At 56.2% G+C, this 26,792-nt stretch carries 25 protein-coding genes; 12 read left to right on the forward strand and 13 right to left on the reverse strand.

The genetic code is table 11. The features are described from left to right. Nucleotides 1–26 precede the first annotated feature (26 nt). A complete protein-coding gene (gene lptF / locus AC6IZD_RS10710; RefSeq protein WP_497783310.1) occupies nucleotides 27–2,402 on the forward strand; it encodes an LPS export ABC transporter permease LptF in 2,376 nt (791 codons plus the stop codon). 111 nt (nucleotides 2,403–2,513) lie between these two features. Further along, nucleotides 2,514–4,277, forward strand: a complete 1,764-nt coding sequence (locus AC6IZD_RS10715) for an ABC transporter ATP-binding protein (RefSeq protein ID WP_497787573.1) — start codon at nucleotides 2,514–2,516, stop codon at nucleotides 4,275–4,277. Here AC6IZD_RS10715 and AC6IZD_RS10720 read toward each other — a convergent pair. After that, nucleotides 4,274–4,924, reverse strand: coding sequence for a methyltransferase domain-containing protein (locus AC6IZD_RS10720; RefSeq protein ID WP_497783311.1), 651 nt, complete (start codon nucleotides 4,922–4,924; stop codon nucleotides 4,274–4,276). The genes AC6IZD_RS10715 and AC6IZD_RS10720 overlap by 4 nt on opposite strands. 69 nt (nucleotides 4,925–4,993) lie before the next feature. Next, on the reverse strand, nucleotides 4,994–5,557 hold the full coding sequence (locus AC6IZD_RS10725) for a bactofilin family protein (protein WP_497783312.1): 564 nt from the start codon (nucleotides 5,555–5,557) through the stop codon (nucleotides 4,994–4,996). 428 nt (nucleotides 5,558–5,985) lie between these two features. Between AC6IZD_RS10725 and AC6IZD_RS10730 the strand changes: the two genes are divergently transcribed. Beyond that, nucleotides 5,986–6,732, forward strand: a complete 747-nt coding sequence (locus tag AC6IZD_RS10730; RefSeq protein ID WP_497783313.1) for a hypothetical protein — start codon at nucleotides 5,986–5,988, stop codon at nucleotides 6,730–6,732. Here the strand turns inward: AC6IZD_RS10730 and menC are convergent. Genes menC through AC6IZD_RS10745 form a run of 3 tightly spaced genes read right to left on the reverse strand, consistent with a single transcriptional unit; the run spans nucleotide 6,729 to nucleotide 9,892 of the window. Further along, nucleotides 6,729–7,886: an o-succinylbenzoate synthase gene (gene menC, locus AC6IZD_RS10735; RefSeq protein WP_497783314.1), complete on the reverse strand. Its 1,158-nt coding sequence runs from the start codon at nucleotides 7,884–7,886 to the stop codon at nucleotides 6,729–6,731. The genes AC6IZD_RS10730 and menC overlap by 4 nt on opposite strands. Further along, the gene (locus AC6IZD_RS10740) at nucleotides 7,883–8,818 is read right to left on the reverse strand and encodes a DUF5996 family protein (RefSeq protein WP_497783315.1); all 936 of its coding nucleotides are present in this window, start codon (nucleotides 8,816–8,818) and stop codon (nucleotides 7,883–7,885) included. The genes menC and AC6IZD_RS10740 overlap by 4 nt, the downstream gene beginning before the upstream one ends. 57 nt (nucleotides 8,819–8,875) lie before the next feature. Next, nucleotides 8,876–9,892, reverse strand: coding sequence for a PP2C family protein-serine/threonine phosphatase (locus tag AC6IZD_RS10745; RefSeq protein ID WP_497783316.1), 1,017 nt, complete (start codon nucleotides 9,890–9,892; stop codon nucleotides 8,876–8,878). Between the two features lie 149 nt (nucleotides 9,893–10,041). Here AC6IZD_RS10745 and def point away from each other — a divergent pair, with 149 nt between their 5' ends. Continuing rightward, nucleotides 10,042–10,623 (forward strand): peptide deformylase, encoded by a 582-nt coding sequence (gene def / locus AC6IZD_RS10750; RefSeq protein ID WP_497783317.1) that lies wholly within the window; start codon nucleotides 10,042–10,044, stop codon nucleotides 10,621–10,623. A gap of 12 nt (nucleotides 10,624–10,635) precedes the next feature. On the opposite strand, the gene AC6IZD_RS10755 is transcribed toward def, so the two are convergent. Genes AC6IZD_RS10755 through mazG form a run of 3 tightly spaced genes read right to left on the reverse strand, consistent with a single transcriptional unit; the run spans nucleotide 10,636 to nucleotide 13,919 of the window. Then, nucleotides 10,636–11,412: a GNAT family N-acetyltransferase gene (locus tag AC6IZD_RS10755; RefSeq protein WP_497783318.1), complete on the reverse strand. Its 777-nt coding sequence runs from the start codon at nucleotides 11,410–11,412 to the stop codon at nucleotides 10,636–10,638. 40 nt (nucleotides 11,413–11,452) lie between these two features. Then, nucleotides 11,453–12,988 (reverse strand): 4-alpha-glucanotransferase, encoded by a 1,536-nt coding sequence (malQ, locus tag AC6IZD_RS10760; protein WP_497783319.1) that lies wholly within the window; start codon nucleotides 12,986–12,988, stop codon nucleotides 11,453–11,455. A gap of 58 nt (nucleotides 12,989–13,046) precedes the next feature. Then, complete coding sequence (gene mazG, locus AC6IZD_RS10765; RefSeq protein ID WP_497783320.1) at nucleotides 13,047–13,919, reverse strand: nucleoside triphosphate pyrophosphohydrolase; 873 nt, start codon at nucleotides 13,917–13,919, stop codon at nucleotides 13,047–13,049. 116 nt (nucleotides 13,920–14,035) lie between these two features. Between mazG and AC6IZD_RS10770 the strand changes: the two genes are divergently transcribed. From AC6IZD_RS10770 to AC6IZD_RS10780, 3 genes are all read left to right on the forward strand, one after another. Beyond that, nucleotides 14,036–15,685, forward strand: coding sequence for a glycerol-3-phosphate dehydrogenase/oxidase (locus AC6IZD_RS10770; protein WP_497783321.1), 1,650 nt, complete (start codon nucleotides 14,036–14,038; stop codon nucleotides 15,683–15,685). A 370-nt stretch (nucleotides 15,686–16,055) separates the two neighbouring features. Then, on the forward strand, nucleotides 16,056–16,892 hold the full coding sequence (locus AC6IZD_RS10775) for a hypothetical protein (protein ID WP_497783322.1): 837 nt from the start codon (nucleotides 16,056–16,058) through the stop codon (nucleotides 16,890–16,892). A 108-nt stretch (nucleotides 16,893–17,000) separates the two neighbouring features. After that, the gene (locus tag AC6IZD_RS10780; protein ID WP_497783323.1) at nucleotides 17,001–17,441 is read left to right on the forward strand and encodes a phosphatase domain-containing protein; all 441 of its coding nucleotides are present in this window, start codon (nucleotides 17,001–17,003) and stop codon (nucleotides 17,439–17,441) included. A gap of 50 nt (nucleotides 17,442–17,491) precedes the next feature. Here AC6IZD_RS10780 and AC6IZD_RS10785 read toward each other — a convergent pair whose 3' ends face one another. Together AC6IZD_RS10785 and AC6IZD_RS10790 are read right to left on the reverse strand one after the other, a co-directional pair. Continuing rightward, nucleotides 17,492–18,178, reverse strand: coding sequence for a glycerophosphodiester phosphodiesterase (locus tag AC6IZD_RS10785; protein WP_497783324.1), 687 nt, complete (start codon nucleotides 18,176–18,178; stop codon nucleotides 17,492–17,494). A 92-nt stretch (nucleotides 18,179–18,270) separates the two neighbouring features. Next, entirely contained in the window at nucleotides 18,271–18,669 is a 399-nt protein-coding gene (locus tag AC6IZD_RS10790) for a hypothetical protein (protein ID WP_497783325.1), read from the reverse strand. Between the two features lie 89 nt (nucleotides 18,670–18,758). Between AC6IZD_RS10790 and AC6IZD_RS10795 the strand changes: the two genes are divergently transcribed. Together AC6IZD_RS10795 and AC6IZD_RS10800 are read left to right on the forward strand one after the other, a co-directional pair. Further along, nucleotides 18,759–19,253 carry an SRPBCC family protein gene (locus AC6IZD_RS10795; protein WP_497783326.1) on the forward strand — a complete coding sequence of 165 codons (495 nt, stop codon included), beginning with the start codon at nucleotides 18,759–18,761 and terminating at the stop codon, nucleotides 19,251–19,253. Beyond that, on the forward strand, nucleotides 19,237–19,584 hold the full coding sequence (locus AC6IZD_RS10800) for an ArsR/SmtB family transcription factor (RefSeq protein ID WP_497783327.1): 348 nt from the start codon (nucleotides 19,237–19,239) through the stop codon (nucleotides 19,582–19,584). The genes AC6IZD_RS10795 and AC6IZD_RS10800 overlap by 17 nt, the downstream gene beginning before the upstream one ends. A gap of 1 nt (nucleotide 19,585) precedes the next feature. Here AC6IZD_RS10800 and bshC read toward each other — a convergent pair whose 3' ends face one another. After that, the gene (gene bshC / locus AC6IZD_RS10805) at nucleotides 19,586–21,184 is read right to left on the reverse strand and encodes a bacillithiol biosynthesis cysteine-adding enzyme BshC (protein WP_497783328.1); all 1,599 of its coding nucleotides are present in this window, start codon (nucleotides 21,182–21,184) and stop codon (nucleotides 19,586–19,588) included. 336 nt (nucleotides 21,185–21,520) lie between these two features. On the opposite strand from bshC, the gene AC6IZD_RS10810 reads away from it, so the two are divergent. From AC6IZD_RS10810 to mqnC, 3 genes are all read left to right on the forward strand, one after another. Then, the gene (locus AC6IZD_RS10810; protein ID WP_497783329.1) at nucleotides 21,521–22,093 is read left to right on the forward strand and encodes a YqaA family protein; all 573 of its coding nucleotides are present in this window, start codon (nucleotides 21,521–21,523) and stop codon (nucleotides 22,091–22,093) included. Between the two features lie 54 nt (nucleotides 22,094–22,147). Continuing rightward, nucleotides 22,148–22,552, forward strand: a complete 405-nt coding sequence (locus tag AC6IZD_RS10815; RefSeq protein ID WP_497783330.1) for a ComEA family DNA-binding protein — start codon at nucleotides 22,148–22,150, stop codon at nucleotides 22,550–22,552. Nucleotides 22,553–22,647: 95 nt separating this feature from the next. Next, nucleotides 22,648–23,694, forward strand: coding sequence for a cyclic dehypoxanthinyl futalosine synthase (gene mqnC, locus AC6IZD_RS10820; RefSeq protein WP_497783331.1), 1,047 nt, complete (start codon nucleotides 22,648–22,650; stop codon nucleotides 23,692–23,694). A gap of 60 nt (nucleotides 23,695–23,754) precedes the next feature. Here the strand turns inward: mqnC and AC6IZD_RS10825 are convergent, their stop codons facing one another. Both AC6IZD_RS10825 and AC6IZD_RS10830 read right to left on the reverse strand, forming a co-directional pair. Beyond that, complete coding sequence (locus AC6IZD_RS10825; protein WP_497783332.1) at nucleotides 23,755–25,089, reverse strand: MFS transporter; 1,335 nt, start codon at nucleotides 25,087–25,089, stop codon at nucleotides 23,755–23,757. 223 nt (nucleotides 25,090–25,312) lie between these two features. Then, nucleotides 25,313–26,755, reverse strand: coding sequence for a rhomboid family intramembrane serine protease (locus AC6IZD_RS10830; RefSeq protein ID WP_497783333.1), 1,443 nt, complete (start codon nucleotides 26,753–26,755; stop codon nucleotides 25,313–25,315). Nucleotides 26,756–26,792 lie beyond the last annotated feature (37 nt).

Consider the following 26,792-nt stretch of genomic DNA (forward strand, 5'->3'; position numbering starts at 1 on the left):
CGACGAAAGTACTTGCCGGTTGCGCCGTGAAGATTCTCTCGCGCTACATCCTTAGCGAAGTTGTACAACACGCCGTGATCGGCGCATCGCTGTTCACCTTCGTAATCTTTATGCGCGATCTCGGGAAGCTTCTCGAGATCGTCGTGCGCAACAGTGCGCCGCTTCCCAGTGTAGCCGAGCTTTTCTTCCTTACACTTCCCGTAGCTTGCACCATAACGATCCCGATGGGCCTGCTGATCGGCATCTTGCTCGGTCTGAGCCGGCTCGCTGCTGACAGCGAAATCACCGCCATGCGTGCAAGCGGTTTGGGCGCTTGGAAATTCGTGAGAATCATCGCGATCTTTGCGATTGCTACGTGGGTCTTAGCACTGACAAACAGTGTTTGGATCGCGCCGATGTCGTCTGCCGCATTGGCACGCTTGCAGGATAAGCTGAAGGGTTCGCAAGCGTCTTTCGAAGTGCAGCCCCGAGTGTTCTATGAAGATTTCAAGAACATGGTGCTGTACGTCGAAGACGTGCGCTCGGGATCGAACGCTTCCGAATGGCGCGGGGTGTTCCTGGCAGATGTGTCGGACCCGACCGCGCCGAAAGTTACCGTAGCACGCAACGGACTGATCATTTCTGATAGCCCGGACACGATCCGCATGCACCTGAACCAGGGCTCGCAGCAGATCGTGCAGTCGCGCAACCCGGATCAGTACGAAATTTCGACCTTTTCTCACACCGACATACCCATTTCCCTGCCGGCACCGGAGGAAGACAAGAAAGAACTGGTCCCGGTAAGCGAAATGAGCACCGCCGAGCTTTGGTACCGCGGACATCACCCGGACGCGAATACAGGAAAGCCTCGAAATGCGCAGGACACCCCTGCCGCCCGCGCCCGCTGGAACTTAGTTGAATTCCATCGCCGCCTTGCCCTGCCCACATCATGCCTTGTACTTGCTCTGGTTGGCATCCCTCTGGGCCTGTCCTCGAAGAAGGGCGGCAAGAGCATGGGATTCGTGCTCACAATTGTTCTCGTATTCCTGTACTACTTCGTCTCGCTCACAGGAATCTCACTCGGACGGAGCGGCAAGATTCCTGCCGGCGTTGGAGTCTGGGGGGCCAATGTTGTCTTCTTGATCGCAGGAATCATCCTGCTGTATAGGGTCGAGCGTGCCCTCATCGACATTGGCTCAATTCGTGGTGCGTGGGACGCGATTCGTGAACGTTTCACGGCACGCGAGCCGGACAAGGACCGCCGCAAATCACCACGAGGACTTTCTCGTGCAAGCGACAGAGCTTTGCGCAGCGGCAAGTACAGCCTCCGCTATCCGTTGCTGCTGGACGAGTTAATTCTGCGCGATTTTGTCATGTATCTCGGGATGATCCTCGTTTCGTTCATCCTGCTGACCCTCGTTTTCACATTCTTTGAACTGCTCGGTGACATCGTTCGCAATCGGATTCCGCTGATCGTGGTCGGAAAGTATCTGTTGAATGTAACGCCGTCGATGATCTACATCATGACGCCGCTCAGCGTGTTGTTGGCGGTGCTGACCACCATCGGCCTGCTGCAAAAATCGAACGAAATCACGGCGATGAAGGCTACGGGCACGAGCATCTATCGCGTGATCTTCCCGGTGTTCGTGATTGCGGCCATTTTGAGCACGGGGCTGTTCTTCTTTGACCAGTTTTATATTCCGGGCGCAAACCAGCGGCAAGAAACCATACGAAATCAGATCAAAGGCAAGCCTGCGCAAACCTACCTGCGTCCGGATCGCAAGTGGATATTTGGCGAGCATCACACGATCTACTACTACGAGTTCTTCGATCCGGATCAGAACACCTTCGTGAACGTGACCGCCTTCCAGTTCGATCCGAACACCTTTGAGCTGACAGGTCGAGTGCACGCGGCACGGGCTCATTGGTCTGAAGAGGTCAAAAAGTGGATTTTTGAGCAGGGTTGGGCACGAAGCTTCAATGGATCGGCTATTCAGAATTTCCACCAGTTCGATGCTGAGACTTTCCCGAGCCTGATCGAGCCGCCAACCTACTTCAAGAAGGAAGTACGCCAAAGCTCGGAGATGAATTACCAGGAGCTGCGGGCTTACATTGCTGACCTTCAGCAGAGTGGTTTTGATGTTGTTCGCCTCCGAGTGCAATTGCAGAAGAAATTTGCCTACCCACTCATCACTCTCGTGATGGCGGTTTTGGCAGTTCCCTTCTCGCTTTCCTCGGGCCGCAAGGGTGCACTAACGGGTATCGCCGTGGCGCTTGGAGTGGCTATTGTGTACTTCGTGGCAGCTGGCCTCTTTGAGGCTATGGGCAACGCGAGCCAGTTGCCTGCAGCGATGGCTGCATGGGCTCCAGACCTCATTTTCGGCTTCCTTGGCGGATACCTTCTGCTCAAGGTTCCGACATAGGTGAAAAGCTGCTCGCGACCACCGCTGCTACAATCGCATCTAGATAAAATCGATAGTTCCTACAGGTGACTAGCTTTGCGATTGTCAGAATTCCGCCCCCTGCTGCCGTACATGAAGCGGCATTGGAAGGGGTTTCTTGCCGGCACGGTTGCTGTTTTCTGCAATAACGGCATCTGGATTCTAAGCCCGCTTCTGATCAAATTCATCATTGACGACCTGAACCGCGGCGTTACGCATGGCAAGCTGCTCATGTGGTGCTGCTTGCTCGTGGCCGCAGCAGCCGGAAAGGGAGTATTCCAATTCCTTACCCGCTGGATCGTGATCGGAATTTCGCGCGAAATCGAATTTGATCTGCGCAATGACCTGTTCAGGCATTTGGAAGCCTTGGATGCGGGGTTCTATCAGCGCACACGCACGGGCGACATCATGGCCCGTGCTACCAACGACCTTAATGCGGTTCGCATGCTGCTCGGGCCAGCGATCATGTATTCGGCCAACACGCTGGTGTTTACCACCGGCGCTCTGATCTTTATGACCCAGATCAGCCCGAAACTTACTCTGTGGGCCTTCTTGCCACTGCCGATCGCCAGCGTTATCGTGCAGTACTTCGGCACCAGAATTCATGAGCGGTTCGAGAGAATTCAGGCGAAATTCAGCGACATCAGCGCACGCGCTCAGGAGAATTTCTCCGGAGCTCGCCTGATTCGAGCATATGCCCAGGAAGATTCGGAAATAGCACTCTTCGAAACCGAAAACATCGATTACATCAATCGGTCCATGCCGCTGGCTAGGCTCATGGGAATGCTTTGGCCAACTTTGGAGATGATGCTTGGATTCGCTCTGGTCATCGTGCTCTGGGTGGGAGGAAAAGAGGTACTGCTCCACCGAATTTCGGTCGGCAGCTTCGTCGCATTTACGACGTACATGATCCAACTCACGTGGCCGATCATCGCTCTGGGATGGGTCATCAACATTTTCCAGCGCGGCACTGCTTCGATGCAGAGAATCGACGAAATCCTGCGGCAGAAACCAGCAATTATCGATCAGCCAGCGCTCATAACAGTCCCTTCGGACACCGAGATCCAAGGCGAAATCGAATTCCGCAACCTAACGTTCGCATATGACCAGCGTTCCAGCTTGGCGAACACGGGTCAGACAGCCAAAGTCGAGCCCGGAAGTCCTGTATTGCGCAATGTGAACTTGCGAATCCCTGCAGGAACTAGCTTGGCTATTGTGGGCCCGACCGGATCCGGAAAATCAACACTCGTTTCATTGATTCCGCGAATTGCCGATGCTGAACCCGGATCTGTGCTGATCGATGGACGTCCTATCCGCGAATATCCTCTGGAAACGCTTCGGCGGCAGATCGGGTTTGTTCCCCAGGAAACATTCCTGTTTAGTGCAACTATTCGCGAGAACATCACCTTCGGCACCGAGAACGCCACGGAGGAGCAAGTCCGAAGAGCAGCGGAAATCGCGCGTATTGCCGACGATGTCGAGGGTTTTCCCGAGAAGTACGACACGACGGTGGGAGAACGCGGACTCACGCTATCGGGCGGCCAGAAACAGCGAACGGCCATTGCCCGAGCCGTGATTCGCGAACCTAGAATTCTCGTGCTGGACGACGCCTTGGCGAGTGTCGACACTCAGACCGAAGATCACATTTTGAACGGACTTCGCGGCATCATGAAGGGGCGTACCACAATCTTCATCTCACACCGCGTTTCGACCGTACGGAATGCTGACCGCATTGCGGTGTTGCACGATGGAAAGATCGTAGAGTACGGCACTCACGACGAGTTGCTCGCGCTGAACGGGTACTACACCGATCTGCATGACAAGCAGTTGTTGGAAGAAGAACTCGAAACCGCTTAGCGCACCAGCAACACTTCGCGAATGCTTTCCTTGCCCAAGAAGAACTTAATCGAGGTGTAGTCGTGGAAGAGGTTCTCGACGTGGCGGTTCTGGAACACGCGCTGCAGTTGGAAATGAGGGCCCTGCTGTAATTCCAGAGTGTCTTCGCTCTTTATGTGGAACCGATAGAACGGTGCTTCGTGGCCTGCGTCCTTGGTGTGAAAGAACGCCAGCAATACACCTTGTGGCTTCGTGATCTGGTAGATTCGGTCCACAACCGGCTTGACCAGTGGCTCTGCCAGGTAATCACACACATCCCACAACAACACGGCGTCGAAAGACTCGTTCTGGTACTGCAGGTTCTCAGTCAGGAACCGCTCAACATCTACGGTTGTGCTGCCTTCCTCAGGGCCAGGGATGACCAGCTTGCTCGCATTCGCTTCCATCAGCACATCTTCGTTGTAGGCCTTATGACCAAGCCCGGTAATGAACTGGATGTTGCTGCTGGATGTCGAGCCTAGGTCAAGGATCCTTTGCCCATCAGGACGCAGAATGGCCCTGGTGAACTGGTTGAACCCTGTGGAGCGGCGGGGTATGCGTGGAGCACTTTCGCCAGCGGCGGACTGCTGCTGGGCGCTACCCCCAAAGATGTTGCGAAAGAAACCCAAAGGAAACCTGACCGGACTGGAGAATGTGGATCGGCACACCAGAGTGCGCCGATGCCAATGTCGTCAATTCTACTTCTTTTCAGCTCCCACCGATGCGCTTGAAGCCGGACCATTGAACAGGGGGTTTGCAGCGGTGGCCTGCGCAGCCGGGCGCGGCGCGTCAGACTTGGAAGGCTTCGCTTCGCCCTTGCGAATGTCAATCGAACCCTTAAAGTACGCTCCATCCTCAATGACGATGCGCTGAGTATTGATGTCTCCATTCAGCACTGCGGACTTCTTCAGCTCGACCTTTTCCACCCCGGTGACATTGCCGTCGACCTTGCCCTGAAGCACAACATCCTTCGCGTAAACGTTCGCGCGCACGCGACCATTGGGACCGATCACCAGATTGTGCTCACGAAGATCAATGCTGCCCTCGACTTCGCCATCCAGATACAAATCTTCGCTGCCGGTAAGTTCACCTTTAATGATCACAGACTTACCAATGTGCGCCACATCAGTGCGATGAATGTCCACTTTCGGAGTCTCCAGAGTGCGAGGTTGGTACGCTGTAGGGGCCGGAACGACCGGTGCCGGCTGCTGCGGAGTAGGTGACGCTAACGGCTTTTCGTCTTCTCTGCGGGTTTTCCACATTGGGAACACTCCCATCATTCGGCGGCCGCTAAATTGGCCAACCGATTTATATATCACAAGGAACAGCTGAACCTTCGGCTCACTTGACTATAGCGAACCGCGAAGCTAGCGGCAATCGCCTTGCCAAACATTTTACGCCTGCCCTGATGGCCGCCCTCGTTGAGAGCTCTTTGCAGGCTGCTGCGAGTTCGCGCCCTGAACACCTGATCGGGCATATGCCTCCTTGCTGTAATATGCAGCGCCTGCAACAACTCGCGCGCCATTTGCTTCTAAATCTGCCTGTTCGTTCTTCAATAAAGATGATTTCTTCAAGACACTACCGGAGCAGTTTGAACCCTCAACGCGCGTTTGCCCTGACCTGTCTGCTATTCGTTCTATCACTCAGTACTCTTGCCCAGTTGCAACAAACGCCACGCGAAATTGTGGCCATGGCAGTCCAGCACGAACTGCAGGACAGTTCCCGGCGCTCGCACCTTTTCACTTGGAAGGAACGAAAGAAGCGTGGCCGCGACACTGAGACCGAACGCATCGTGGAAACACCGAATGGGGTCCTGAGCAGGGTTGTGCTCATCAATGGCAAGCCACTCACTCCTGAGCAGTTGCAGATGGAGGAAGATCGAATCCGGAAAATGAGGGAGCCCGCACAACTTGACCGCAAGAAAAAAGAACGGCAGGAAGACGATCAGCGGACGAGCAAAATGCTCGCGACTATCCCAGATGCTTTCGATTTCCAATTGATCGGTACTACGCAGGACGCGAACGGACACAAGATCGATCGAATCCGCTTTGTGGCGCGCCCCGGGTTCAACCCACCCAGCCGCGAATCTGCGGTTTTCACAGGAATGCAAGGCGAAATGCTAATCGACGAAACCGCAGGCCGCCTTGCAAGCATTGACGGCACCTTATTCAAGGACGTGAACTTCGGCTGGGGCATCCTCGGCAAACTGTACAAAGGTGGCCGCTTCGTTGTGCAGCAGAGCGAAATCACGCCGGGACATTGGGACACCACGAGAATGATTCTTCATTTCGACGGTAAGGCACTATTCCTTAAATCGATTCACATCGATGAAGACGAAAGCTCCTGGGACTACCAACCCGTACCTCCCATGTCGGTAGATCAGGCACTGAATTATCTGAAGACAGAGAATTCTCAGAACGCGCGATTACGCCGCTAAGCTCGGATGGTCTCTTTTCGCACCGTCAGATGCTCGATTAAGTCGGATTTGAGCTCATAGCCGCGTCCCGGCTGTTCGCTAATGGCGATGGTGCCCGCTGGCGAGACCACAATCTCCGGATCGATGATGTCCTCACGCCAATATCGAGCGGAAGCAGATATGTCTCCCGGTAGTGAAAACCCCACCAAGGTCGATAGTGCGATATTGTGTGCGCGACCGATTCCGCTCTCAAGCATCCCACCACACCAAACGGGAATCTCGGAGGCGAGCGCAACATCATGAACACGAATTGCCTCTGCAAATCCGCCAACACGACCAAGTTTCACGTTCAGGATCCGACACGCTTTCATCTCGATGGCGGCCAGTGCATGACGTGCGTTCTGGATGGACTCATCAAGGCAGAGACTTGTAGCAAGTTCGCGTTGAAGTAGTGCATGAAGATAAATCTCGTCGCTCCAAAGCGGCTGCTCGATCATCAACAGTCGGAACTGGTCGAATTGCTTGAGATGCTCAACCTGGTCGAGCGTGTAGCTGCTGTTCGCATCACAGGAGAGCAGTATCTTCGGCCAATTCGCACGTATCTTGGCTAAAACTTCCAGGTCCCAACCGGGCTTTACCTTCACCTTGATGCGCTGATATCCGGCAACAACTTCGACGGCGATCTTGTCCAGCAGTTGCTCGTGCGAGTCTTGAATCCCGATAGAAACGCCCGCTGCGATTTCCTTGCGTGCGCCGCCGACCAACTTCCACAGCGGAACATTTTTGATCTGCGCTTCTGCGTCCCAGACAGCGTTTTCGAGTGCCGCCTTGGCCATCCGATGCATGCGCACACCCGGCATGCGGAACGGAGCCTCGCGCCCACTCTCAATGGATAGTCCAGCAAGCGCCGGTGCGAGGTACTCCTTCAAGACGTACCACGCGGTGTCCGTCGACTCTTCGGAGTAGAAAGGGTGCTCGCCTGCGGTACACTCGCCCCAGCCATCCACTCCTTCGCAATGCACAGTAACAAGCAGAATGCGGCGTTCAGTCGTGCGCCCAAAACTAGTCTCAAAAAAATGGACCAGCGGCATTCGAATTTCGCGGAGTGTAATGGCTTCGATCTTCATTCCGTGCACGGTACCAGAGCGCTCCGTCGTGTGCAACTCTGTGCTCATGCCGCGGGTCTGCCGATTTCCAGTTCTGCTCTATTCCAATGTCCGAGTTCTGCAGCCGCCTCGTAGGTACTCTGCAGGAAGCTCATCACCGTTTGCTCAGGCGATTTCGCTCCCCTCACGCGGTCATACATCAGGATGAACTCCTTCAACTCCCGATGGTAAAACGCGTCTTCGGGCTGGACTATTTGCTTGTCGAGTCCTGCAGGTTCAGGTGCAGCATAACAGTAGAACGCCGGGCCATCGATGCCTGCCCCTGGCCACCATCCGGCACTGATTACCTCGTGTGAATAGGCCTCACGCGTGATTGGGTCGGCGCCCGGACGCTCTGGAGCGCGGCGGCCGGAAAATCGAGTTACGGCCAAATCGAAGCTGCCCCAGAAGAATTGCACCGGACTGTTCTTTCCCGTGAAACTCGCACGGAACTGCTTAAAGACAGCGTCGCACGAAACGAGAATCCTCCAGAATCGATGGGCGGCTTCGGCGTCGTAAGCTCGGTATAGCCGGTCACTGGCAAACGGAACCGGGTCAACAACCTCCACAGGCATGGCATAGATCTTCACGTCGATACCGAGTGAACTCAATGCTCCCATGAAATTTGTGTAGAAATCGGCGACCGTGCACGGCTCAAGCGGTAAGGTTTGTCGTGTTCCATCGGAACGGTCGATCAACAGCTTGTGATCAATAAAGTCGAACTGCACCTCGAAAACAAAATTAGTGTATGGAATGGGGCTGGTCGTCAGGCCACGTGCGCTCACATATAGAGGCACGTTCCACCAATGATTCGTGCGATCGGTAAGTTCGAGACGAACCTTGCCCACGATCTGTGTCCACATATGCAGGTTGTGGTAGGTTTCCCGCCATTCGTTTAACGGCAGTGCGGGCCAAGCTTCGGAAGGTGTTACGGCGAGGGGGCGCGAGGGGGTCTGATTCATGGCGCAGCGCTCCAGACAGAGATGCGCAGCCTTCATGATGGCGAAGGCTGCTGAATGTCAGATGCGTTTCTGCACGACCAATAATGTCTGATCGTCGTAAACGGGAGCTGCTCCAAGGAACTTTTCCAGGTCGCTAACACACTTTGCCACTACGTCGCAGGGATCCATGCCGACGCAGTTCTGCACAGCAGCGGCCAGACGCTCATAACCGTAGTCTTCGTCTTCGAATCGCGCCTCTGAAACTCCATCGCTGAAGAGCACCAGCGAGTTCCCTGCCTCGACTTGAAACTTCGACGTCGAGAACTTCTGATCGGCAAAGAGACCAAGCGGTAGTCCATGCGAATCTACCTTTGTGACACCAGACTCGGTCACAACCAGTGCAGGAACGTGGCCAGCGCTGCATAGCTCAAGTGCGCCTCCGTGTAATCCGCGGCCGCAAATGAGCGTCGCGAACTGAGTAGGTAGAGTGTTTCCGGTGAATATGCGGTTTGCACGCTCCATCAGCTCAGCAAGCGGTAAGCCCAGGGGAATCAATGCGCGGAAAATCGCACTCAGATTCGACATCAGCATGGAAGCGGCAACGCCTTTTCCGGCAACGTCCCCCACGATGAAGTAGAGCTGCTCGTCTGGTCCGACCACGAGATCACAATAATCGCCGCTCACGATTCCCAACGGCTTGTAGTGGTAAGCGGCACACCAACCATCCGCTTGGAAGTTGGATTTTGGGAGCAAGCGACGCTGAATTTGTGCCGCCAACTCGAGGTCGCGTTCAAGGAACGCTTGCTCTTTAGGGGCCAAGTGATCGAGGCAAAATCTAACGAGGGGATCAGCCAGCAACCGATTATCTTCGACAGTGTCGTGGCACACCTCGCAAATTCCATACGTACCAGCGGTGAGGCGGTCCAGTGCGGCATCCACGTCATGCAGGAGTTGAACTATCTGCGCTCCGTCCGGAGCTGTTTCTACGGCTTCTGCTAAAACTCCGCGCCGATGTTCAAGTTGGTGGCGAAGGGCGGAATGCAGTGCATCATTGCGCTTGGATGATTGCTGAAGTGAGTAGTCTCTGGCGGCCATGTGCGCCTCCCTTTCACCCGCATACAGATGTCCAGCAGCGGCGATGGATTCTGTATCTTCCTCTAGAAAGCCGGCCTGCGCTTAACTCGCAGCGACATACTTTCTCACTCTCAAGGGCTAAAATGGAAGCCCAAGGGGAGCTCACTCGAATGAAACTCGAGATTGTACAGGCAGGGGATCCCGTTTTGCGCCAGATGGCCCTCCCCCTTACGCCAGAAGAAATTGCAAGTCCGAAAATTCAGCAGACGATAGAGGACATGCTCGAAACCTTACGCCTCGCTCCGGGTGTTGGACTCGCGGCGCCGCAAATCGGATTGGGGGTGCAACTCGCGATTATCGAAGATCGCCAGCAGTATCACTCGGCATGGAGTCCCGAGCAGTTGCGCGATCGGGGGCGTGTTCCCGTTGATTTTCATGTGCTTATCAACCCTGAGTTGGAGATTCCCGACGAGTCACAAGTCGAGTTCTTCGAGGGCTGCCTTAGCGTGCAAGGCTACACTGCCGAAGTCCCCCGGTATCGCAGCGTGCGAGTGCGCTTTCTGGACGAGCATGGTGAAGCACACTCCGTCAATGCGGAAGGATGGTACGCTCGAATCCTGCAACACGAAATTGACCATCTGCACGGCACTCTTTACGTGGACCACATGAAGTCGCGCACTTTTATGTCAGTAAAGAATTACGTCGAACGCTGGCGCAATGCCGAACAGGAAGCTCACGAAGTTTTCGGATAGCGGACTGCGGAATTACCAGTTCGCCTCGTTCCAGAGCCCAAGAAGGAAGCGACCATCACCGTGTTCGGTTTGTTCAAAACCGACGACACACAATCCCTGGTCGAAGTATGTCTGTAACGCTTCGCGATTGTGTCGCTGAATCTCGGCAGCACGCGAACGAGTCTCCGGTTGCGACTTCCACTCGGGCACTTCTGCAGGAACTTCCACCTTCTCGATGACAGCGACTTCAGGTCTCTTTCCGCAGTCCAGCGTCTTCTCGACGCGGGGCGATTGCAACCACCATTCCGCGATCAGGCGATCGCTAGGCAGGCCACCTTGCAACGGCGACGAAGTGATTCCATATTGATTCACCACGTAGCGACGGACTACCGCACCGAGCTTCTCCAGGTTGAAGTAAGCATTCTTGATTTCCAACGGATCGAATGTCCACTCGATCAGATCGAAACCTTGGTCGATCGCTAGCTCGCGCTGAAACAATTTCATCTCGCGACCAAGTCCGGTATTTCGATATGCATCCTTAACTCCGAGCATGTGTGAGTGGATATACGAATGCCCATCGCGGATTCCAACTAGACCATAGTTGAAAGCTACGAGCGATAATCCATCGAATGCACCGAGCACATGTCCACCGATCTTTTCGCCGACGACGAAGAGTCGTGTTGGGACAAGTTCGATGTCTTCGAACTGCCAGATTTCTTTCTGCAGGTCCACGGCCTGTCGGAAATCACCGACAGTGTGGCAAGTGCGTAATGTGAGTCCGTTCCACTGCTTTTCTGCATGTGCTCCCAAATTCGTTGCCTCCACGATTACTCAACTGCATTGGGCAGGTTTATCGGTCGTACAACTTCGCCAGGGCTAGCAGCCGCTCTCCCATTTCCGGCTTCAGTTGATTGCGATCGTAACGCCACTTCCAGTTTCCGCTCATTCGTCCGGGCAGATTCATCCTGGCCTCACTGCCTGCCCCGAGAATGTCTTGCATAGGGACGAGCACTGTGTCAGCGACAGACGCCATCAGAGTACGAATCATCGCCCACTGAATCTCTTCGTCATCAGAAAGGTGCAGGTATGCGATGGCGAATTCGTGCTCACGGCGCAGATCGTCCTCGGTTCGCGTCGATCCCTCTACACCGCTACTCCACCATCCCCGTGTCGTGTCGTTGTCATGCCCGCCGGTATAAGCGACAAGGTTGCGAGCGTAATTGTGCGGACGGAAACTTGGTCCTTGAGGGTCGTTGCCAAAGGCAAATTGCAGGATTGCCATCCCCGGATAATTGAATTGATTCCGGATTGCTTCAACTTCCGGCGTAATAACACCAAGGTTCTCGGCAACGATGGGAAGTTCACCGAACTCGCGCTCGAGCACCGCGAATAGTTCCGCGCCTGGCCCCTTGATCCAGGTGCCATTTATAGCAGTGGTCTCCTTGGCCGGAATCTCAAAGTACGCCTCAAATCCGCGGAAGTGGTCGATGCGCACCATGTCGAACATCTTCAGCACGCCGCGCACGCGCTCGATCCACCAACGATATCCATCTTGTCGAAGCAAATCCCAGCGGTAAGTCGGATTGCCCCATAGCTGTCCTGTCGCGCTGAAGTAGTCAGGAGGTACGCCAGCAACCTTGATCGGTGTGCCATTGTCGTCCAGCCAGAACAGATGACGAGCAGTCCAAACGTCGGCACTGTCGTGAGCTACATAAATCGGCACATCGCCCATAATGCGAATGCCCTTGGCGTTGCACGCCGCACGCAACGCGCTCCACTGATTGAAAAACTCGAATTGCCAGAACTTATAGGCGGAAATGTCAGCAGCAAACGTATCGCGCGCACCGGCCAGTGCCTCGGGATCACGGACAACGTACTCATGCTCCCACGAGGTCCAACTGACTCCGCCATGAGCATCCTTCAGAGCCATGAACAGGGCATAGTCCTCGAGCCACGATGACTGTTGCAGGCAAAACTCTTCGTAAGCGGCCCGTCGCGCACGGTTCGCTGCTACCTCAAGAGTGGCGAAGAACCGCTCTGCTGCGAGGCGCAGCAACGGGAAGCGGAACTCGATCACAGGACCGTAATCAATGCAGGTAGTCGAAAATTCCGGGACTGTTGCCAGTTCTTCGCGAGTGAGCAACTGCTGCTTTGCAAGCAGATCGAGACTGATCAGCAGCGGATTGCCAGCGAACGCTGAGAAACACTGGTACGGCGAATCCGCGTATCCCGTCGGATTGAGCGGAAGCACCTGCCAGATATTCTGTCCGGCGGCGGTTAGGAAGTCGATGAAGGAAAAAGCCTCGGGTCCAAGATCACCAGTTCCATACGAACCCGGCAGCGAGGTCGGATGCAACAGGACTCCGGAACTGCGCTGAAATCTCATAACTGGCAACACTAAATTGTCGGTGCAACAACATGCAAGACTTTCACTGTTGCCAATCTCATTCGATCACTTTCGCCTCTTGCCAATGCTTCTCCATTTCGTCGAGTGATGCATCGGCAGGATTCTTCCCTGCTTTCTGTAAGCTGTTCTCCACATGCGCGAAACGTTTGCGAAACTTTCGATTGGTGTGTCGAAGCGCCGATTCAGGATCGACTTCGAGATACCGTGCAAGATTCACGACCGTGAATAGCAGGTCACCGACCTCGTCCTGGAGGCGGGATTGGAGGTCGGGAGGGGTGGTGGTACCCCGGGCACCGGCTACCCCCCTGCCGATCGGTTGGGGGCCGGGGGGCGGGATCTTGGCCACCTCCTGCTTCAGTTCGTCTGCCTCCTCGTGGAGCTTGTCAAAGATGCCTTCGATGTTGGGCCAGTCGAACCCGACGTGGGCAGCCTTGTTGGACAGCTTTAGTCCTTCCAGCAGAGCCGGCATGGCGGTGGACACGGAGGCAAGGAGCGACTTCGGCTTGGCTTCGCCATCGTCGCCGTCCTTCTGAGCGCGTTCCTGGGTCTTGATCGCTTCCCAGTTCTGCAGCACCTCCCGAGACGTTTCAGCCTCCACGTCCCCGAAGACATGCGGATGGCGGCGAACCAACTTGTCACTGAGTGTCTGGAGGACGTCATCCATGGTGAAGTGACCCTGTTCCTGGGCCATCTCGGCATAGAACAGCACCTGGAGAAGGAGGTCTCCCAGTTCCCCAGGAAGTTCCTGCCAATCACGGTTCTCGATAGCCTCAAGGACCTCGTAAGTCTCCTCGACGGTGTACTTCTTGATGCTGTCGAAGGTCTGTTCGCGATCCCATGGGCATCCGCCGGGAGCGCGGAGGCGGTGCATTATCTCCACGGCACGTTCAAAGCGCTGGCCTGTTGTCATGATTACCAGTTTCGATGCCGGGGCGGGCTCGTGGCAAGAGGCGCAGGTCTGACGAGCCAGAGTTTCTCCCCAGATGCAGCCGACCCGACTGAAGCACACCGCATCTAATCTGCTCTATGCGCAGCTTCCTCGGACGTGGGCCTTTGCCGGAACGAGTCGATATCACCATCATCGGTGGAGGCGTCAGTGGGGTAGCTCTGGCCAGGGAATGCGCACGTGCGCGGAAGTCTGTTCTGCTGCTGGAGCGGGAGGACTTCGGCTCTGGCACAACGAGCCGCTGCACGCGCGTGATCGAAGGCGGTCTGCGTCACCTGGAACGGGGCGAGCTGGGCTTGCTGCGGGAGTCACTACGTGGACGCGAAACTCTGCTGCTGGAGCAACCGCATCTAGTGCAGCCGTTGCCGTTTGCATTGGCGGTTGGGCCTGGCACACGCTACTCCTCACTCGAGATACGTGCGGCGCTATGGCTGTATCGCAAGTTCGGCAGGATTCCAGCACTAGACACGGACGCGCATGTCGCAACCCTCAAACGCAGCCTCGCGGGAGATCAGCAGTGGTCGCTCTATTCCTATCAGGATGCGGTGTGCGACTTCCCTGAGCGCCTGGTCGCGGACTGGCTAGTGGAGGCATGTGCGGATGGAGCCGTGGCCCGCAATCACGCCGAGGTGCTGGCGATTCGGACGTCCGAGGGACGCGTGCGAGGAGTTCTCGTGCACGACCTGCTGTCGGACAAGCACTCGTTCGTGGAAAGCGACTGGGTGATAAACGCCAGCGGACCGTGGGTCGATCGCGTGCGCGACCTGACGGATCTTCCGGCACAGAGCAGGCTTGTGAGCGGGATGCGCAGCACACACGTGATGCTGCGGCGATGGCTCGATGCCCCGACGATCGGCTTGCAGATGAAAGTCAGAAGTGGACAGTCCATCTCGATAGTCCCCTGGAATGGCATGATTCAGGTCGGCGCGACCGAGATGGTGCACGGCAGCGATCCCGGAATGGCTCAACCGGACACGGATGAGATCGCTTCCCTGCTCAATTCGGTCTCGGCAATGTTCCCCCGAGCAAAGCTGGGCCGGGCAGACGTTGTATTCAGCTATACGGGCGTTCGGCCGTTTGCGTATGCAGGGATGAAGCATAGAGGCAACAACACGCTCGAAGCAGGCGTGTGCCGTCACGTCCTGCACAACCATGCAGACGAAGGCGCGCTTGGCATGCTCTCCATATTCGGAGGGAACCTTACAACCGCAATGTCGCTTGCTCGGAGTACCGCGAAGACGATGGGGTTGACGCCCAGCCAACACTCAGCAAGGCAAGTCGCCATTGGCGAGGCAAGCGGTGTAGAGAGCACGCTGCAGCAATGGTCGATGGCGGTAGATGCGGTGACTGGGATTCCGCAGACCTCGGCTGAAGCAGTAGCACGTTGGCACGGGCGCCACGCGATGTGCGTGATTCAGACCGCAATGCACAATCCTGTAATGCGCATGCCGATCCTCGACGGGCAGCCGCAGATCGTGGCTCAGGCAGTGGAAGCGGTAACTTACGAGCACGCAGTGACGCTTGGCGACATCCTGTTACGTCGCGTGCCGATGGCTCTTGACCAGTCTTGGGACGAGAATTGCACGCGTCAGGCCGCAACGCGACTGGCTCCAGCACTGAACTGGAATGAGCGCCGAATGAAGCAAGAGATCGAAGCTTTCGAGGAAGAGCGCAGCGGTTTTTTGCAGAAGCCGAAAAATCTGCGCGAAAACGGCGTCGCTGCCGCCTGATGGACGGGGGATCCCCTCCCCCTATATTTCCGCGCAAAAATTTGGAAACAAAGGGCTTAGATGCCTCGTTATACCCCTCTATTCAGAGTAGCAGATTGGAGGGGTGATTCCATCGCAGGAAGGTCAACTCTATGTTGCTGCCTATCAGCAGGTTGGGAGGGATTCGGCAAAAATGGGGGTTGACAGAGTGGGGGCCTTGGACACGGGGAGAGGTGGTAGGGATCCTTCGCTGCGCTCAGGATGACACAACATCTTCCAGATGAGGTTGGGGATGGGACATTGTCCCTGCGACGGTGAAGATTTTTAAGAACGTGGCCGATAGACTCACTTCGCGAAGGAAGCGTTCAAGCAAAGAGGTGAGGAAGGGGTTATGTCCATAAACGGAGTGGGGGGTGGTTCGTCGGAAATTGCACAGACTGCGTCGCAGTTTTTGAAAGACTTCAGGCAGATTGGCAAGGATTTGAAGAACGGCGATCTCGAGGCCGCACAGCAGGATTTTGTGACGCTTTCGAAGGATGCACAGTCGGCCTCTGTCACCTCCGCTATCACTGGTTCGAGCGATTCGCAGTCAAGTCAGGCTGCGATGGCAGCGGCATTCGCGGCATTGAATCAGGACCTGCAATCCGGAGACTTGGACGGTGCGTCGCATGCTTTCGCGGAGATCAAGAATTCGCTGCAGGCGAACAATGGACATCACCCTGAGCACCCGGGTAGTGCTTCGGATGCATCCAGCTTGGTTTCGCAGCTACTTAAATCTCTGTTTGGCAGCAGTGCAGCCGGAGTGAGTGAAGGCAGCGACAGCTCGGACCCGGAGTCTGGCAATTCGTCCACAAGCGCCTCGACATCAGCTTCTGTACCCGGCAGTTCGAGTTCTTCAAGCACGTCGAGCACGGGTTCGGACTTGTCGAGCGCGCTCAGCACGCTGACGAATGATTTCCAGGCGATTGGAACGGCGCTTCAGTCGGGCGATGCTGCCGGAGCACAGCAGGCATTGGCAAAGTTCGCACAGGATGCGCAAAGTGCAGCCAAGACCTTCGCATTGCCAGCTACGCAGTCACAGCGGGACGACTCGCGCGCTCAGGGTCTGGTCCAGAACAATCCCGGCGAGCAGCTCTTGCAGGCGTTCATGCAGAGCCAGAGCACGAATACAGTGGTGAATGCTTCGGCCACAACCATTACTGATTCGGCTGTAAATGTGAATGTTTGATACTGGATTGCATCGGCGCAGTTCAGCGCTCGACATTCCCCCCTCGCTACGGTAAGCAACAGTGATGATGATCTGGCGGTCCACGCTAGAGGTGATAGGCTTGCGTTCGTGAACAAGAACATTGTCATTGTTGACATTGATGGAACGCTGGCAGATGTACAGCACAGACTGCACTTCATCAAAGGTCCGGGAAAGAAGAATTGGAAACAGTTCTTCCGACGCATGTCAGCCGATACACCAATTGACGTAGTCGTACGCTGGGTGAATAACCTGACTCCGGAATATGAAGTCGTCATCATCACTGGACGACCAGACGAGTACCGCCAGATGACGGAAGAATGGTTGGCGGCGTCAGATATTCACTATTCACGACTGCTGATGCGGAGATCAGGAGATCACAGGCCAGATACGGTAGTTAAACGCGAATTGCTGGACAGCGTGGGCCGAGAGCGGGTCGCATTTGTGATCGACGATCGGCAGTCGGTCTGTGACATGTACAGGGAATGCGGTGTGCGAGTTTTCCAGGTATCAAGTGGCGAGAGTTATTAAATTGCGCCATTCCCGCACATTCGTCAAATAACAATCATTGCCATCGAGTTCTATGCGGCTTCGGCGCGCGTACGAGCGAGTAGTACTGGGTCGTCGCCGATGACACCATCGACTCCGAGTTCCATCAGACGCCGCATCGTCACTGGATGATTCACCGTCCAAGCCAAGACTTTCTTCCCCTCCGAATGAAATTCGCGAACGCGCGAGGGATTCACAACCCGGACGCTGGGCTTAACGTATTGGACGGGCAGCCTTCGCCAGACGTGTGCGCGCGGCATGCGGTCGAAGATAAATCCGAGCGGTAGCGCAGGGTCGACACGATGAAGGTCGAGCAGAATACGCCGCCGGAAGGATGAGACAACGAATCCGCGAGCTGGCGGGAAACGGCGCAGCAGCGTGGCTATGTGGGCTTCCATCCCCGGAACTTTGAGCTCGATGTCGATCCAAGCAACATGGGAATAACGGGCGAGAACTTCCTCAAGCTGGCAAAGATCAATGATCGGGCGGCGAGGCAGACGGCGCGCAAGAGAACATCGCTGGTGAAGGCTCGCATAGGGTTGCCGGGAGATGAACCGGCCGCGAAGGCGCGCATCGTGCCAGATGATCGGTATGGAATCGGCGGTTCGACGCACATCGAGCTCGAATCCATCACATCCACTCTGAATGGCGTGGTCAAACGCGGCGAAGGTGTTCTCCGTGAATCGGCCGCGACATCCCCGGTGTCCCAGCAACAACATGTGGTTCTCTTAGACTTTGGCTTTCAAACCTAAAGTGTAAAAACCCCACTCAAGCCAAGGAAGGCTTGAATGGGGTACCAGATCACTGAAATCTATTCAAGATCGAAATCGCGAAGGAAGGGCTTGGAGAGATCGGGTGCTTCCTTGGCTTTCTTCACGGCTTCGGCAAACTTCTTCTCCAGCAGGTCGGCCTTATTCTTCTCAGCCTCAACCGACTGGCGGAAAATGGATTCCTTACGGACATCGCCCTCGCGCATGGCGCGGGCTGCCGCTTCCATGTCGGCGAACGTGCGGGCAGCCGGCTTGGGAGTATGGGAGATGACGGCGCGAGTGACCGGATCGATCCGCAACGTCGCCTCACAGCAGGGGCACATGACTTCAAAGCCGATTTCGGGCGCGGAATTCTTCTGCTTCTTCGACATAACGCCCTTCATGGTAGCACTAGAGATGGTTGCTATGAGATAGCAGAGTTCAATCGCGTCGTCCGACATTGAACTCTCAAGAAAATGCAACCGCATGGTTGCGATTGACGCGCGAACGGAATAGTATTCATGCACTAAATGCAACCAGGAGGTTGCGAATGAATACTGACCGCATCGAGAAGAAGATTCTGTTGCGAGCGCCTATCAAGAGGGTTTGGCGGGCGATCTCAGACTCGAAAGAGTTTGGGACGTGGTTTGGGATGAACTTCGATGGGCCGTTTGTTCCTGGAACGAAGCTGCGCGGGACGCTTGTGCCTACGAAAGTAAATACCGAGGTCGCTAACGCCCAAAAGCAATACGAGGGCATGGCGTTTGAGATTTTCATCGAGGAAGTAGTCTCGGAGCGTACTCTCTCCTATCGCTGGCATCCTTATGCGGTCGATCCCAAGGTGGATTATTCCTCGGAACCGACCACGCTGGTGGTCTTTTCTCTGGAGCAGGTTCCGGAAGGCGTTTTGCTGACGGTGACGGAATCAGGGTTCGAGCAGATTCCACTGGCACGACGCGCAGAAGCTTTCAAGGCCAACGATCAGGGCTGGGGAATGGTCGTGAAACTGGTCGAGGAGTACGTGGCCGATGTCCACGCGCAATAGCGCACGGAACAAAGCGGAGCCAGAGAGTTCGGCAGTGGTGTTTGCGGCTTTGGGAGATGAGTCGCGGTTGCGGCTTGTCTCCCGGCTGTGCGCGGACGGGCCGATGTCGATTGCTCGGCTGACCGTGGGATCGAAAATCACGCGACAGGCGGTCACAAAGCACCTCCGGGTGATGGAAGGCGCGGGGCTGGTGCGCAGTTCACGTCATGGCCGCGAGCGGCTGTGGGAACTGGACCAGCGCCGGTTGACTGATGCCAAGCATTACCTCGAGCTGATTTCAAACCAGTGGGACAATGCCCTGCTCCGGCTGCGAAGCTTCGTCGAAGACTAGCTCACAGCCGGATGATCTGATGTCCGGGGCATTGCGGAGCGGCGGCCTGCTTCAGATGGGTGATCAGCTCCGGACCGTAATGCGCGAGGAAGTAGATGCCGGGAAGAACTCGCTCCTGAAGCTCCTTATGCGGGAAGAGTTCCGTGAGCACGTGGTGTGCATCGCGCGTGAGCAATTCGCTTTGACGTAGCTGGGCGCGAGCAGCCTTGCTGCCGATTTTTGAGAGCTGGTAGAGCATCTTGCGCTCGCTGCGAGAGGCGGCATCGACCAGCGTGGGATCAAGCTTTTGAAGCTGGGTGCGCAGTTCGGCGAGATTCGCTTCCAGCGACTCACGAGCGGTGTGCAGGGCGGATTGAAGTTCCGGAGCGAGGACGCGAGAAGAGAGCAGCTCGCACACGCTTTCGGTCCCGTGAAACAAGTCTTTGAAGCTGAGATGGTACCGTGCAAGAAGGTCACTCATCTCGGCACTGACGATGGTGGCAGAAAGGCGCGGCATCACTGGAGTGGTGCGGCCAAGCAGCTTCTCGTAAACGACACCAGCCTGCGCGAAGTAGGCGATTTCGGCTGGTCCGCCGAAGTAAACGGCGGTTGGGAAAAGGTAATCCTGCAAAACCGGACGGAAGAGTACGTTGGCGCTGAACTGCTCTGGGTGCGTGCTGATCTTGTCTAGAATCTGCTGGCGCGGAACGCGCTGGGCGCCAAGCATGAATCCGTCTCCGGCAAGGTGGAGCACGGTGCGACGATTGCCTTCAATTGAAAACAGCAGCGTAGATTCAGGCGTGACGCGGACCTGCTCGTGGTATCCAGCAGCGTGGAGAGCTTTGCCGCGCTCAAGTAGCGCCTGGTCGAGTTCGTCGGCGCGTTCGGCGGCAGCGGTAAAGAGCGGCTGGACAATGCTGTGCAGATCGTCATCCAACGGATCGACAAGCACCATGCCGGTTTCGGCCACTATGCGCGTGAAGAGCCGGGCGAAAGCGGAACCGTAAGTCTCACCGGAGCGATAGCTGTCACGGAGCGCATCGCTGATCCAGCCGGGGCCGAGCAGTTCGGCGGCGTGCTTAACCATCGAGTCGATGCGCGGATCGAGAGGCAATGAGCCGACCGGAGCATCGGAGCCGTTCTGTGTGGCGGCGGTCAGCTTTTCGAGCTCGCAGCCGTTGGGCAGCGTGACGCTCGCGATTTCGGCGAGGTCGTGATCCTCAGTTGCCAGCCAGAAGATCGGAATAGCTGGAACGCCGAGGGACGAGAGTTCATCCGCCATCTCAATAGCTGAGATGGCTTTGAGGATTGAATAGAATGGCCCGCCAAAGACTCCGACCTGCTGCCCGCTGATGCAGGCGACGGCGCCCTGCCGAAACTTTTCAATGGACGCGAGTGCCGCGGAGGAAGCTCCCCATCGGCGATTCTGCCTTTCGAGGACATCGGCCACACGGGCACGGCGCTCGGCAGGAAACTGGATGGTACGGGCGTACTCGAGTACAGCCTGCGAATGAGGACGGTGCTTGTAGAAAGCTGCGACCTTGTCGTACTGGAAAAGAAAATCGAGGAAAAGGCGGGAGTTGTGAGGAATTGCCGTGAACGGCATACACTCGGTTTTCACAGCACCACCACCTTACATTGACACGACTCGAACATGCAGGCCACTTTCTCTCTGTCCTATGTTATCGCTGGTGAAATGGAGCTTCACCGGATTGGATGTTGCGGAGCTTTGCACGATGCACCGGATGAGGCTGACGGGGCTTCCAGCAACAACCCTGAATCTTGATTGTATCGAAACTTTCCGCCTCGAAACTGCACAGGGCTAACAACTCACTAATTCCGCAGACACTTAGGGTCGCGGAAGGCTCCTTGTGCTTCTAACAGAGTAATGATGCTTCCCATTGCCTCTGTTGTAATGCATTCCTTCTGGATGTTTGTGCGCCGTTTTGGTGCTTTCATGTTCTTTCCCCTTGGATTGCTGGACATGTCCGTTATACCCGCGCCGGGCAGCTTTGACGCACTGCTGATCGTTCTCACGGCGTCGCGCAAGGAATTGTGGTGGTACTACGCGTTGATGGCTACAGCGGGTTCGGTAGTTGGCGGGTGGCCCACTTTCCGTTTGGGACGCAAAACAGGGGAGGAAGCGCTGGAAAAGAAGCTGGGCGAGGCTAAGTCCAAGAAGATATTCAGGGCTTTCCAGAAATGGGGCTTCTGGTCGATGTTTGCTGGGGCGCTGGCACCACCGCCGATGCCAGCTTCTGCTTTCGTAATGACGGCTGGAGCCTTGAAGTACCCTTGGCACAAGTTCCTAGCCGCCTGGACCCTGGGACGCTTGGTTAGATTCGGGTTGGTGGCGTGGATCACAGAACAGTACGGAGGCGCCATTTTCAAGTGGCTGCACACGTATTATCGGCCGGCACTTTGGACGGTGACGCTGATCGGAGTTGCCGGAGGCGCTACAGCTCTGTGGTTTTACTTACGCGAACGCCGCAGGACTGAACACGCGGAACCGCAACGCCGGGCAGCCTAGAGACGCGTATTCACATCTCACTGTGCGCGTCCTCGTCTTTAAAAGGAGCATGCAATGAAGAAACAGTACTTTGTGCTGAGTACTCTGCTGGCCCTTGCTCTGTCGTTGCAGCCGGCCATGGCTCAGACCGCAACTTCAACTCAGGGAGAACAATCCAAAAGCGCCGCGCAGACCGCCGGAAGCGAGACGAAGAGTGCCGCAAAGAGCGCAGGCAAAGCTACCAAGAGCGGTACGCTGGCCGTCACGGACAAGATTCGGGACAAAGTTGACATTAACAGCGCCAGCAAAGAGGACCTAATGAAGGTTCCAGGAATCGGCGAAGCGATCTCAGACAAGATCATCGCCGGACGTCCGTATAAGACTAAGAGAGAGCTGGTCACTCGCAAGGTTGTCAATCAATCGACGTACGCGAAGATCAGCGACAAGCTAGTGGCGCATGAGCCGAAGTCGAGCAAGTAGCCACAACTCTTTCACGATAGCCGCGCTCACCTTCCGGGCGCGGCTTCTTTTTTGTCTAATCGAAGCTCTTTCGCTTCCGGTATCATGGAATTCGTATGAGCCTTACGCGCGAACAAGCCTTGGACATGTTTCGCTCCGATGATCTGATCGGAATTGGCATGGAAGCCGATTCGATCCGCCGCAAGCTGCATCCCGACGGAATCGTCAGCTACATCATTGACCGGAATATCAACTACACGAACATCTGCACGGAGTACTGCTCTTTCTGCGCCTTCTACGCACCAGTGAAGGGGCCGGGACGCGAGAAGGGTTACCTGCTCGACTTCGATACGATCTACGCAAAGATCGCCGAAACCGTGGAGATGGGCGGCACAGGTGTGCTGATGCAGGGCGGCATAAATCCCGACCTGAAGATCGATTGGTTCGAAGCGCTGTTCCGTGGAATCAAGGAACGCTTCCCGCAAGTGCATCTGCATTGCCTGTCGGCGAGCGAAATTATCGGCATTGCCGAGTACAGTAATTTGTCGATCGAGGAGACGATCCGGAGGTTGCAGGCTGCGGGACTGCAGTCGATTCCGGGCGGTGGTGCGGAGATTCTGGATGACGAGGTACGTTCCAAAGTGGCGCGCCTGAAGTGCACGACACAGGATTGGATCGATGTGCATCGCGCGGCGCACAAGCTGGGCATGAAGACTACCGCCACCATGATGTTCGGCGTAGGCGAAACGGTCGAGCATCGCATCAATCACTTCCAGCAGATATACGATTTGCAGGAAGAAACGGGCGGATTCACTGCATTCATCCCGTGGACCTTCCAGCCAAAGCACACGGCACTTGGCGGGCGTGGCTGGCCGGAAGCGACTGCGGTCGAATACTTGAAGACGCTAGCAATTTCGCGCATCTTCCTGTCGAACTTCCCCAACGTACAAGCAAGCTGGGTGACACAGGGCTTGAAAGTCTGCCAGATGGGATTGAGATTTGGCGGAAACGATGTGGGCTCGGTGATGCTGGAAGAGAACGTGGTAAAAGCCGCGGGAACCAGCAATTGCACCACGGAGGAAGAGTTGCGGCGCATTATTCGCGATGCCGGATTCCGTCCTGTGCAGCGCGACACGCTGTATCGGACTTACTTCCTCAACTAGATCCGAACAGATAGATTCAAGCGCGCCGACTTCCAGTTGGCGCGCTTTTCTTATCGCCCACTAAGCGGTCTTCGTCCCTAGCGCAGGTTTTCGCTCTGGAGCAGGAGCCCCTATGCGCACGCGAAGGTCCTTCGGGATGAAGAAGAACGTTAGCATCGCACCAATGAGCAGCATCGCGGCAATCACGTAAAGAGCTGCTGATTTGTCGCTCGATACCGACCTGACCCAGATAGGCACATTCGGCCCGACGTAGCCTCCGAGATTGCCGATAGAGTTCACGATTCCGATGCCAGCCGCAGCAGCCGTTCCTGCAAGGAAGGCAGAAGGTATAGGCCAGAATAGTGGCATGGCTCCGATGACGCCGAGAGTTGCGACGGATAGGAAGACGATGGACAGGACAGGACTACTGGCGAAGACTCCACTCAAGATCAGCCCCAATGCTCCAGCAGACGCAGTAAAGACGTAATGTAGGCGCCGCTCACCGGTCTGGTCAGAGTGATGGCTGATCAGAATCATGCCGATTACCGCGACTCCGTAGGGGATGGCCGTGATAAGGCCGACACCGAGGTATCCCTTGATGCCGAAGGCCTTCACGATGGTGGGTAGCCAGAAGGCGATTCCGTACAGGCCGATCATCAATGTGAAGTAGATGGCGCAGAGCACCCAGACTTTCCCGCTCTTGAAAGCGTCAGAGAGGCGATTTTCGGTCTTGTGCTGATCTTCGGCTGCGAGGTTGCGCTCAAGTAGCGTCTTCTCGTCAGCCGTGAGCCACTTCGCTTCCTGAATACCGCTTTCGAGGTAGTAGATCACGAAGAAGCCAACGAGGATGGACGGAATGCCTTCGGAGAGGAAAAGCCACTGCCATCCGGCAAGTCCTCCCGCTCCAGACAGCGCGTCCATGATCCACCCGGAAATGGGATTGCCAACGACGCCAGAAACCGCGATCGCCGCAACGAACCAAGCGGTGCGAGTGGCACGCATCCGCGAGGGATACCACAGAGTGAGATAAAAAATAACTCCCGGGAAGAAGCCTGCTTCCGCTAGGCCCAATAGGAATCGCAGCGCGTAAAACGACATCTCACCTTTCACGAAAATCATGCAGGCGGAGACAATGCCCCAGGTGATCATGATTCTGGCGATCCAGCGGCGGGCACCGAACTTCTTGAGCAGAACGTTACTCGGAACCTCGAAGAAGAAGTACCCGATGAAGAAGATTCCAGCGCCAGTCGCGAAGGCCGCATCGCTCAGGTTGAGCGCCTTGAGCATTTGCAACTTGGCAAAGCCTACGTTTACACGGTCGAGATAGGCGAGGATGTAGCAGAAGAACAGGAAAGGAACTAGCCGCAGGTCAACTTTTCGGTAGGTGTTGTTCTCAAAGCTGCTGTCGAGACTCATACTGCAGACCTCCGCTTCCTCGGGCTCTAGCCGGGATTTCCACGCAAAACCGAGTAGAGACGGCGTCCGGCGGCGTGCGCTCGCGGATTGTATCCTGCTTCAGCGTCCCTCAAACGTATATCTCGCTCGTGCGAGCTATAGATGCCCAGAACGGTGCACGGGGTCCCCGAGCCGGGGTATCCGGCTGTAAATGAAGGCTGGCTTGCGATGATGGAGGCGGATGCTACTCGTCACCGTCATTCGCGAGTTGCTCGGCTTTCTTCGAGGCAGCTTCAGCTTCGGAGGTCATGCCCTTCGCTTTGTAGGCTTCGGAGAGGAGTCGCTCCGTCTCGGCGTCGTCTCCGTTGAGCTGAATTTCGCGGCCGTATGCGGCTATGGCCTGATCGTATCGCTTGGCAAGCATCCAGCAGCGACCCCGTCGAGAATTCAGGAACGGCAGGCGGGGATTCAGCCGCTCGGCTTCGTCGAATTCCTTCTGTGCAGCATTGCAATCGCCTTGGCTGGTCGAAACGGCACCCAACCCGAGGTGAGCGAGGGCGCTCTCCGGATTGACAGCAAGCAGTTGGAGGAATGTCTTTCGGGCATCCTCAAAGCGATGCTGCTCGAGGCGCACTCCCCCGAGTTCGTACAAGGCTTCCTCGTCACGAGGAGCGGCAGCAAGGGCCTTCTGCAACTCTCGCTCGGAAGCGTCGTAGTTTTGCTTCTGCCAGTAAGCATGGGCCAAATCATAGTGAACGCTGGAGGCAGACTCGGGCTTGAGCTGAATTGCTCTCTCGAAGAGGGGCACTGCGCGATCAATATCGCCGTCCGAAGCAGTTTCGGTTGCACGTGCCATGTATGAAGCAAAACCGCGACTTCGCTGCAGCGAGTACGCAGCTGTGCCGAGGAGCGCGGCTACTACGAAGATGACTGCGAATCGCGGGAGAATACGCGAGCTGCGTGCAACAAGGGCGATCAGCGCGCCGAGAACGACTCCGGCGATAAGGCCTCCACCGTGGGCGGCGTTGTCAGTGCGGCCCGAGAGGGCTCCAAATAGAACGCTGTACCCCAGGAAGGCTATTAGGCTCTGGAGGGTGCCACCCGCGAGCCCTGGAAACGAGAACTCGCCGAATTTCAGTGATGCAACCAGAGCTCCGGCGATGCCGAAGAGGGCTCCGGAAGCCCCGGCGCTGATCGTAGGAGGACGGTGCCAGAAGACAGAACCGAGGCTTCCCGCGACGCCGCAAATAATATAGATACATGCGAATGTAAGGCGTCCGTAGAAGCGCTCGGCCAGCGCTCCGAGTGACCACAGGCACCACATGTTGAGAGCAATGTGGATGATGCCTATATGCACGAAGCATGACGTCAGAAGACGCCACCAATCACCGCTTAATGTGTACGGTCCGTAATTGGCACCCCAGGAAAGGAGGCTCTCGGAGGATGGATCCACGGGAGAGACACCGGAGAGAAGCATGCCGATGAAGACGGCGACGTTGATTCCAAAGATCGCCTGAGTGACCAACATGGGCATCGCTTCGTGGCGCGCCCACGGCGCTGGCATTACGGGCTGAAACTCGGAATCCACACCACGTTGCGCGGCTTCGTGCTGCTTGCACCAGACACAGATCTTCTTGCCAAAGCCGAAGGCAGAGATCGCACGACCACAACGAACGCATTTAGACATGATGGGGCTTCCGAGGCAAAGTTCTGCTACTCAGTTT

It is taken from the genome of Koromonas humicola (genome assembly GCF_059726255.1).

Bases quoted from the DNA above. Each gene is read 5' to 3' on its own strand.
- AC6IZD_RS10715 (WP_497787573.1), top strand. From the start codon at position 2,514: ATGAAGCGGCATTGGAAGGGGTTTCTTGCCGGCACGGTTGCTGTTTTC.
- AC6IZD_RS10725 (WP_497783312.1), bottom strand. From the start codon at position 5,557: ATGTGGAAAACCCGCAGAGAAGACGAAAAGCCGTTAGCGTCACCTACT.
- AC6IZD_RS10730 (WP_497783313.1), top strand. From the start codon at position 5,986: ATGGCAGTCCAGCACGAACTGCAGGACAGTTCCCGGCGCTCGCACCTT.
- menC (WP_497783314.1), bottom strand. From the start codon at position 7,886: ATGAGCACAGAGTTGCACACGACGGAGCGCTCTGGTACCGTGCACGGA.
- AC6IZD_RS10740 (WP_497783315.1), bottom strand. From the start codon at position 8,818: ATGAATCAGACCCCCTCGCGCCCCCTCGCCGTAACACCTTCCGAAGCT.
- AC6IZD_RS10745 (WP_497783316.1), bottom strand. From the start codon at position 9,892: ATGGCCGCCAGAGACTACTCACTTCAGCAATCATCCAAGCGCAATGAT.
- def (WP_497783317.1), top strand. From the start codon at position 10,042: ATGAAACTCGAGATTGTACAGGCAGGGGATCCCGTTTTGCGCCAGATG.
- malQ (WP_497783319.1), bottom strand. From the start codon at position 12,988: ATGAGATTTCAGCGCAGTTCCGGAGTCCTGTTGCATCCGACCTCGCTG.
- mazG (WP_497783320.1), bottom strand. From the start codon at position 13,919: ATGACAACAGGCCAGCGCTTTGAACGTGCCGTGGAGATAATGCACCGC.
- AC6IZD_RS10770 (WP_497783321.1), top strand. From the start codon at position 14,036: ATGCGCAGCTTCCTCGGACGTGGGCCTTTGCCGGAACGAGTCGATATC.
- AC6IZD_RS10775 (WP_497783322.1), top strand. From the start codon at position 16,056: ATGTCCATAAACGGAGTGGGGGGTGGTTCGTCGGAAATTGCACAGACT.
- AC6IZD_RS10785 (WP_497783324.1), bottom strand. From the start codon at position 18,178: ATGTTGTTGCTGGGACACCGGGGATGTCGCGGCCGATTCACGGAGAAC.
- AC6IZD_RS10790 (WP_497783325.1), bottom strand. From the start codon at position 18,669: ATGTCGGACGACGCGATTGAACTCTGCTATCTCATAGCAACCATCTCT.
- AC6IZD_RS10795 (WP_497783326.1), top strand. From the start codon at position 18,759: ATGAATACTGACCGCATCGAGAAGAAGATTCTGTTGCGAGCGCCTATC.
- AC6IZD_RS10800 (WP_497783327.1), top strand. From the start codon at position 19,237: ATGTCCACGCGCAATAGCGCACGGAACAAAGCGGAGCCAGAGAGTTCG.
- AC6IZD_RS10810 (WP_497783329.1), top strand. From the start codon at position 21,521: ATGTTCTTTCCCCTTGGATTGCTGGACATGTCCGTTATACCCGCGCCG.
- AC6IZD_RS10815 (WP_497783330.1), top strand. From the start codon at position 22,148: ATGAAGAAACAGTACTTTGTGCTGAGTACTCTGCTGGCCCTTGCTCTG.
- mqnC (WP_497783331.1), top strand. From the start codon at position 22,648: ATGAGCCTTACGCGCGAACAAGCCTTGGACATGTTTCGCTCCGATGAT.
- AC6IZD_RS10825 (WP_497783332.1), bottom strand. From the start codon at position 25,089: ATGAGTCTCGACAGCAGCTTTGAGAACAACACCTACCGAAAAGTTGAC.
- AC6IZD_RS10830 (WP_497783333.1), bottom strand. From the start codon at position 26,755: ATGTCTAAATGCGTTCGTTGTGGTCGTGCGATCTCTGCCTTCGGCTTT.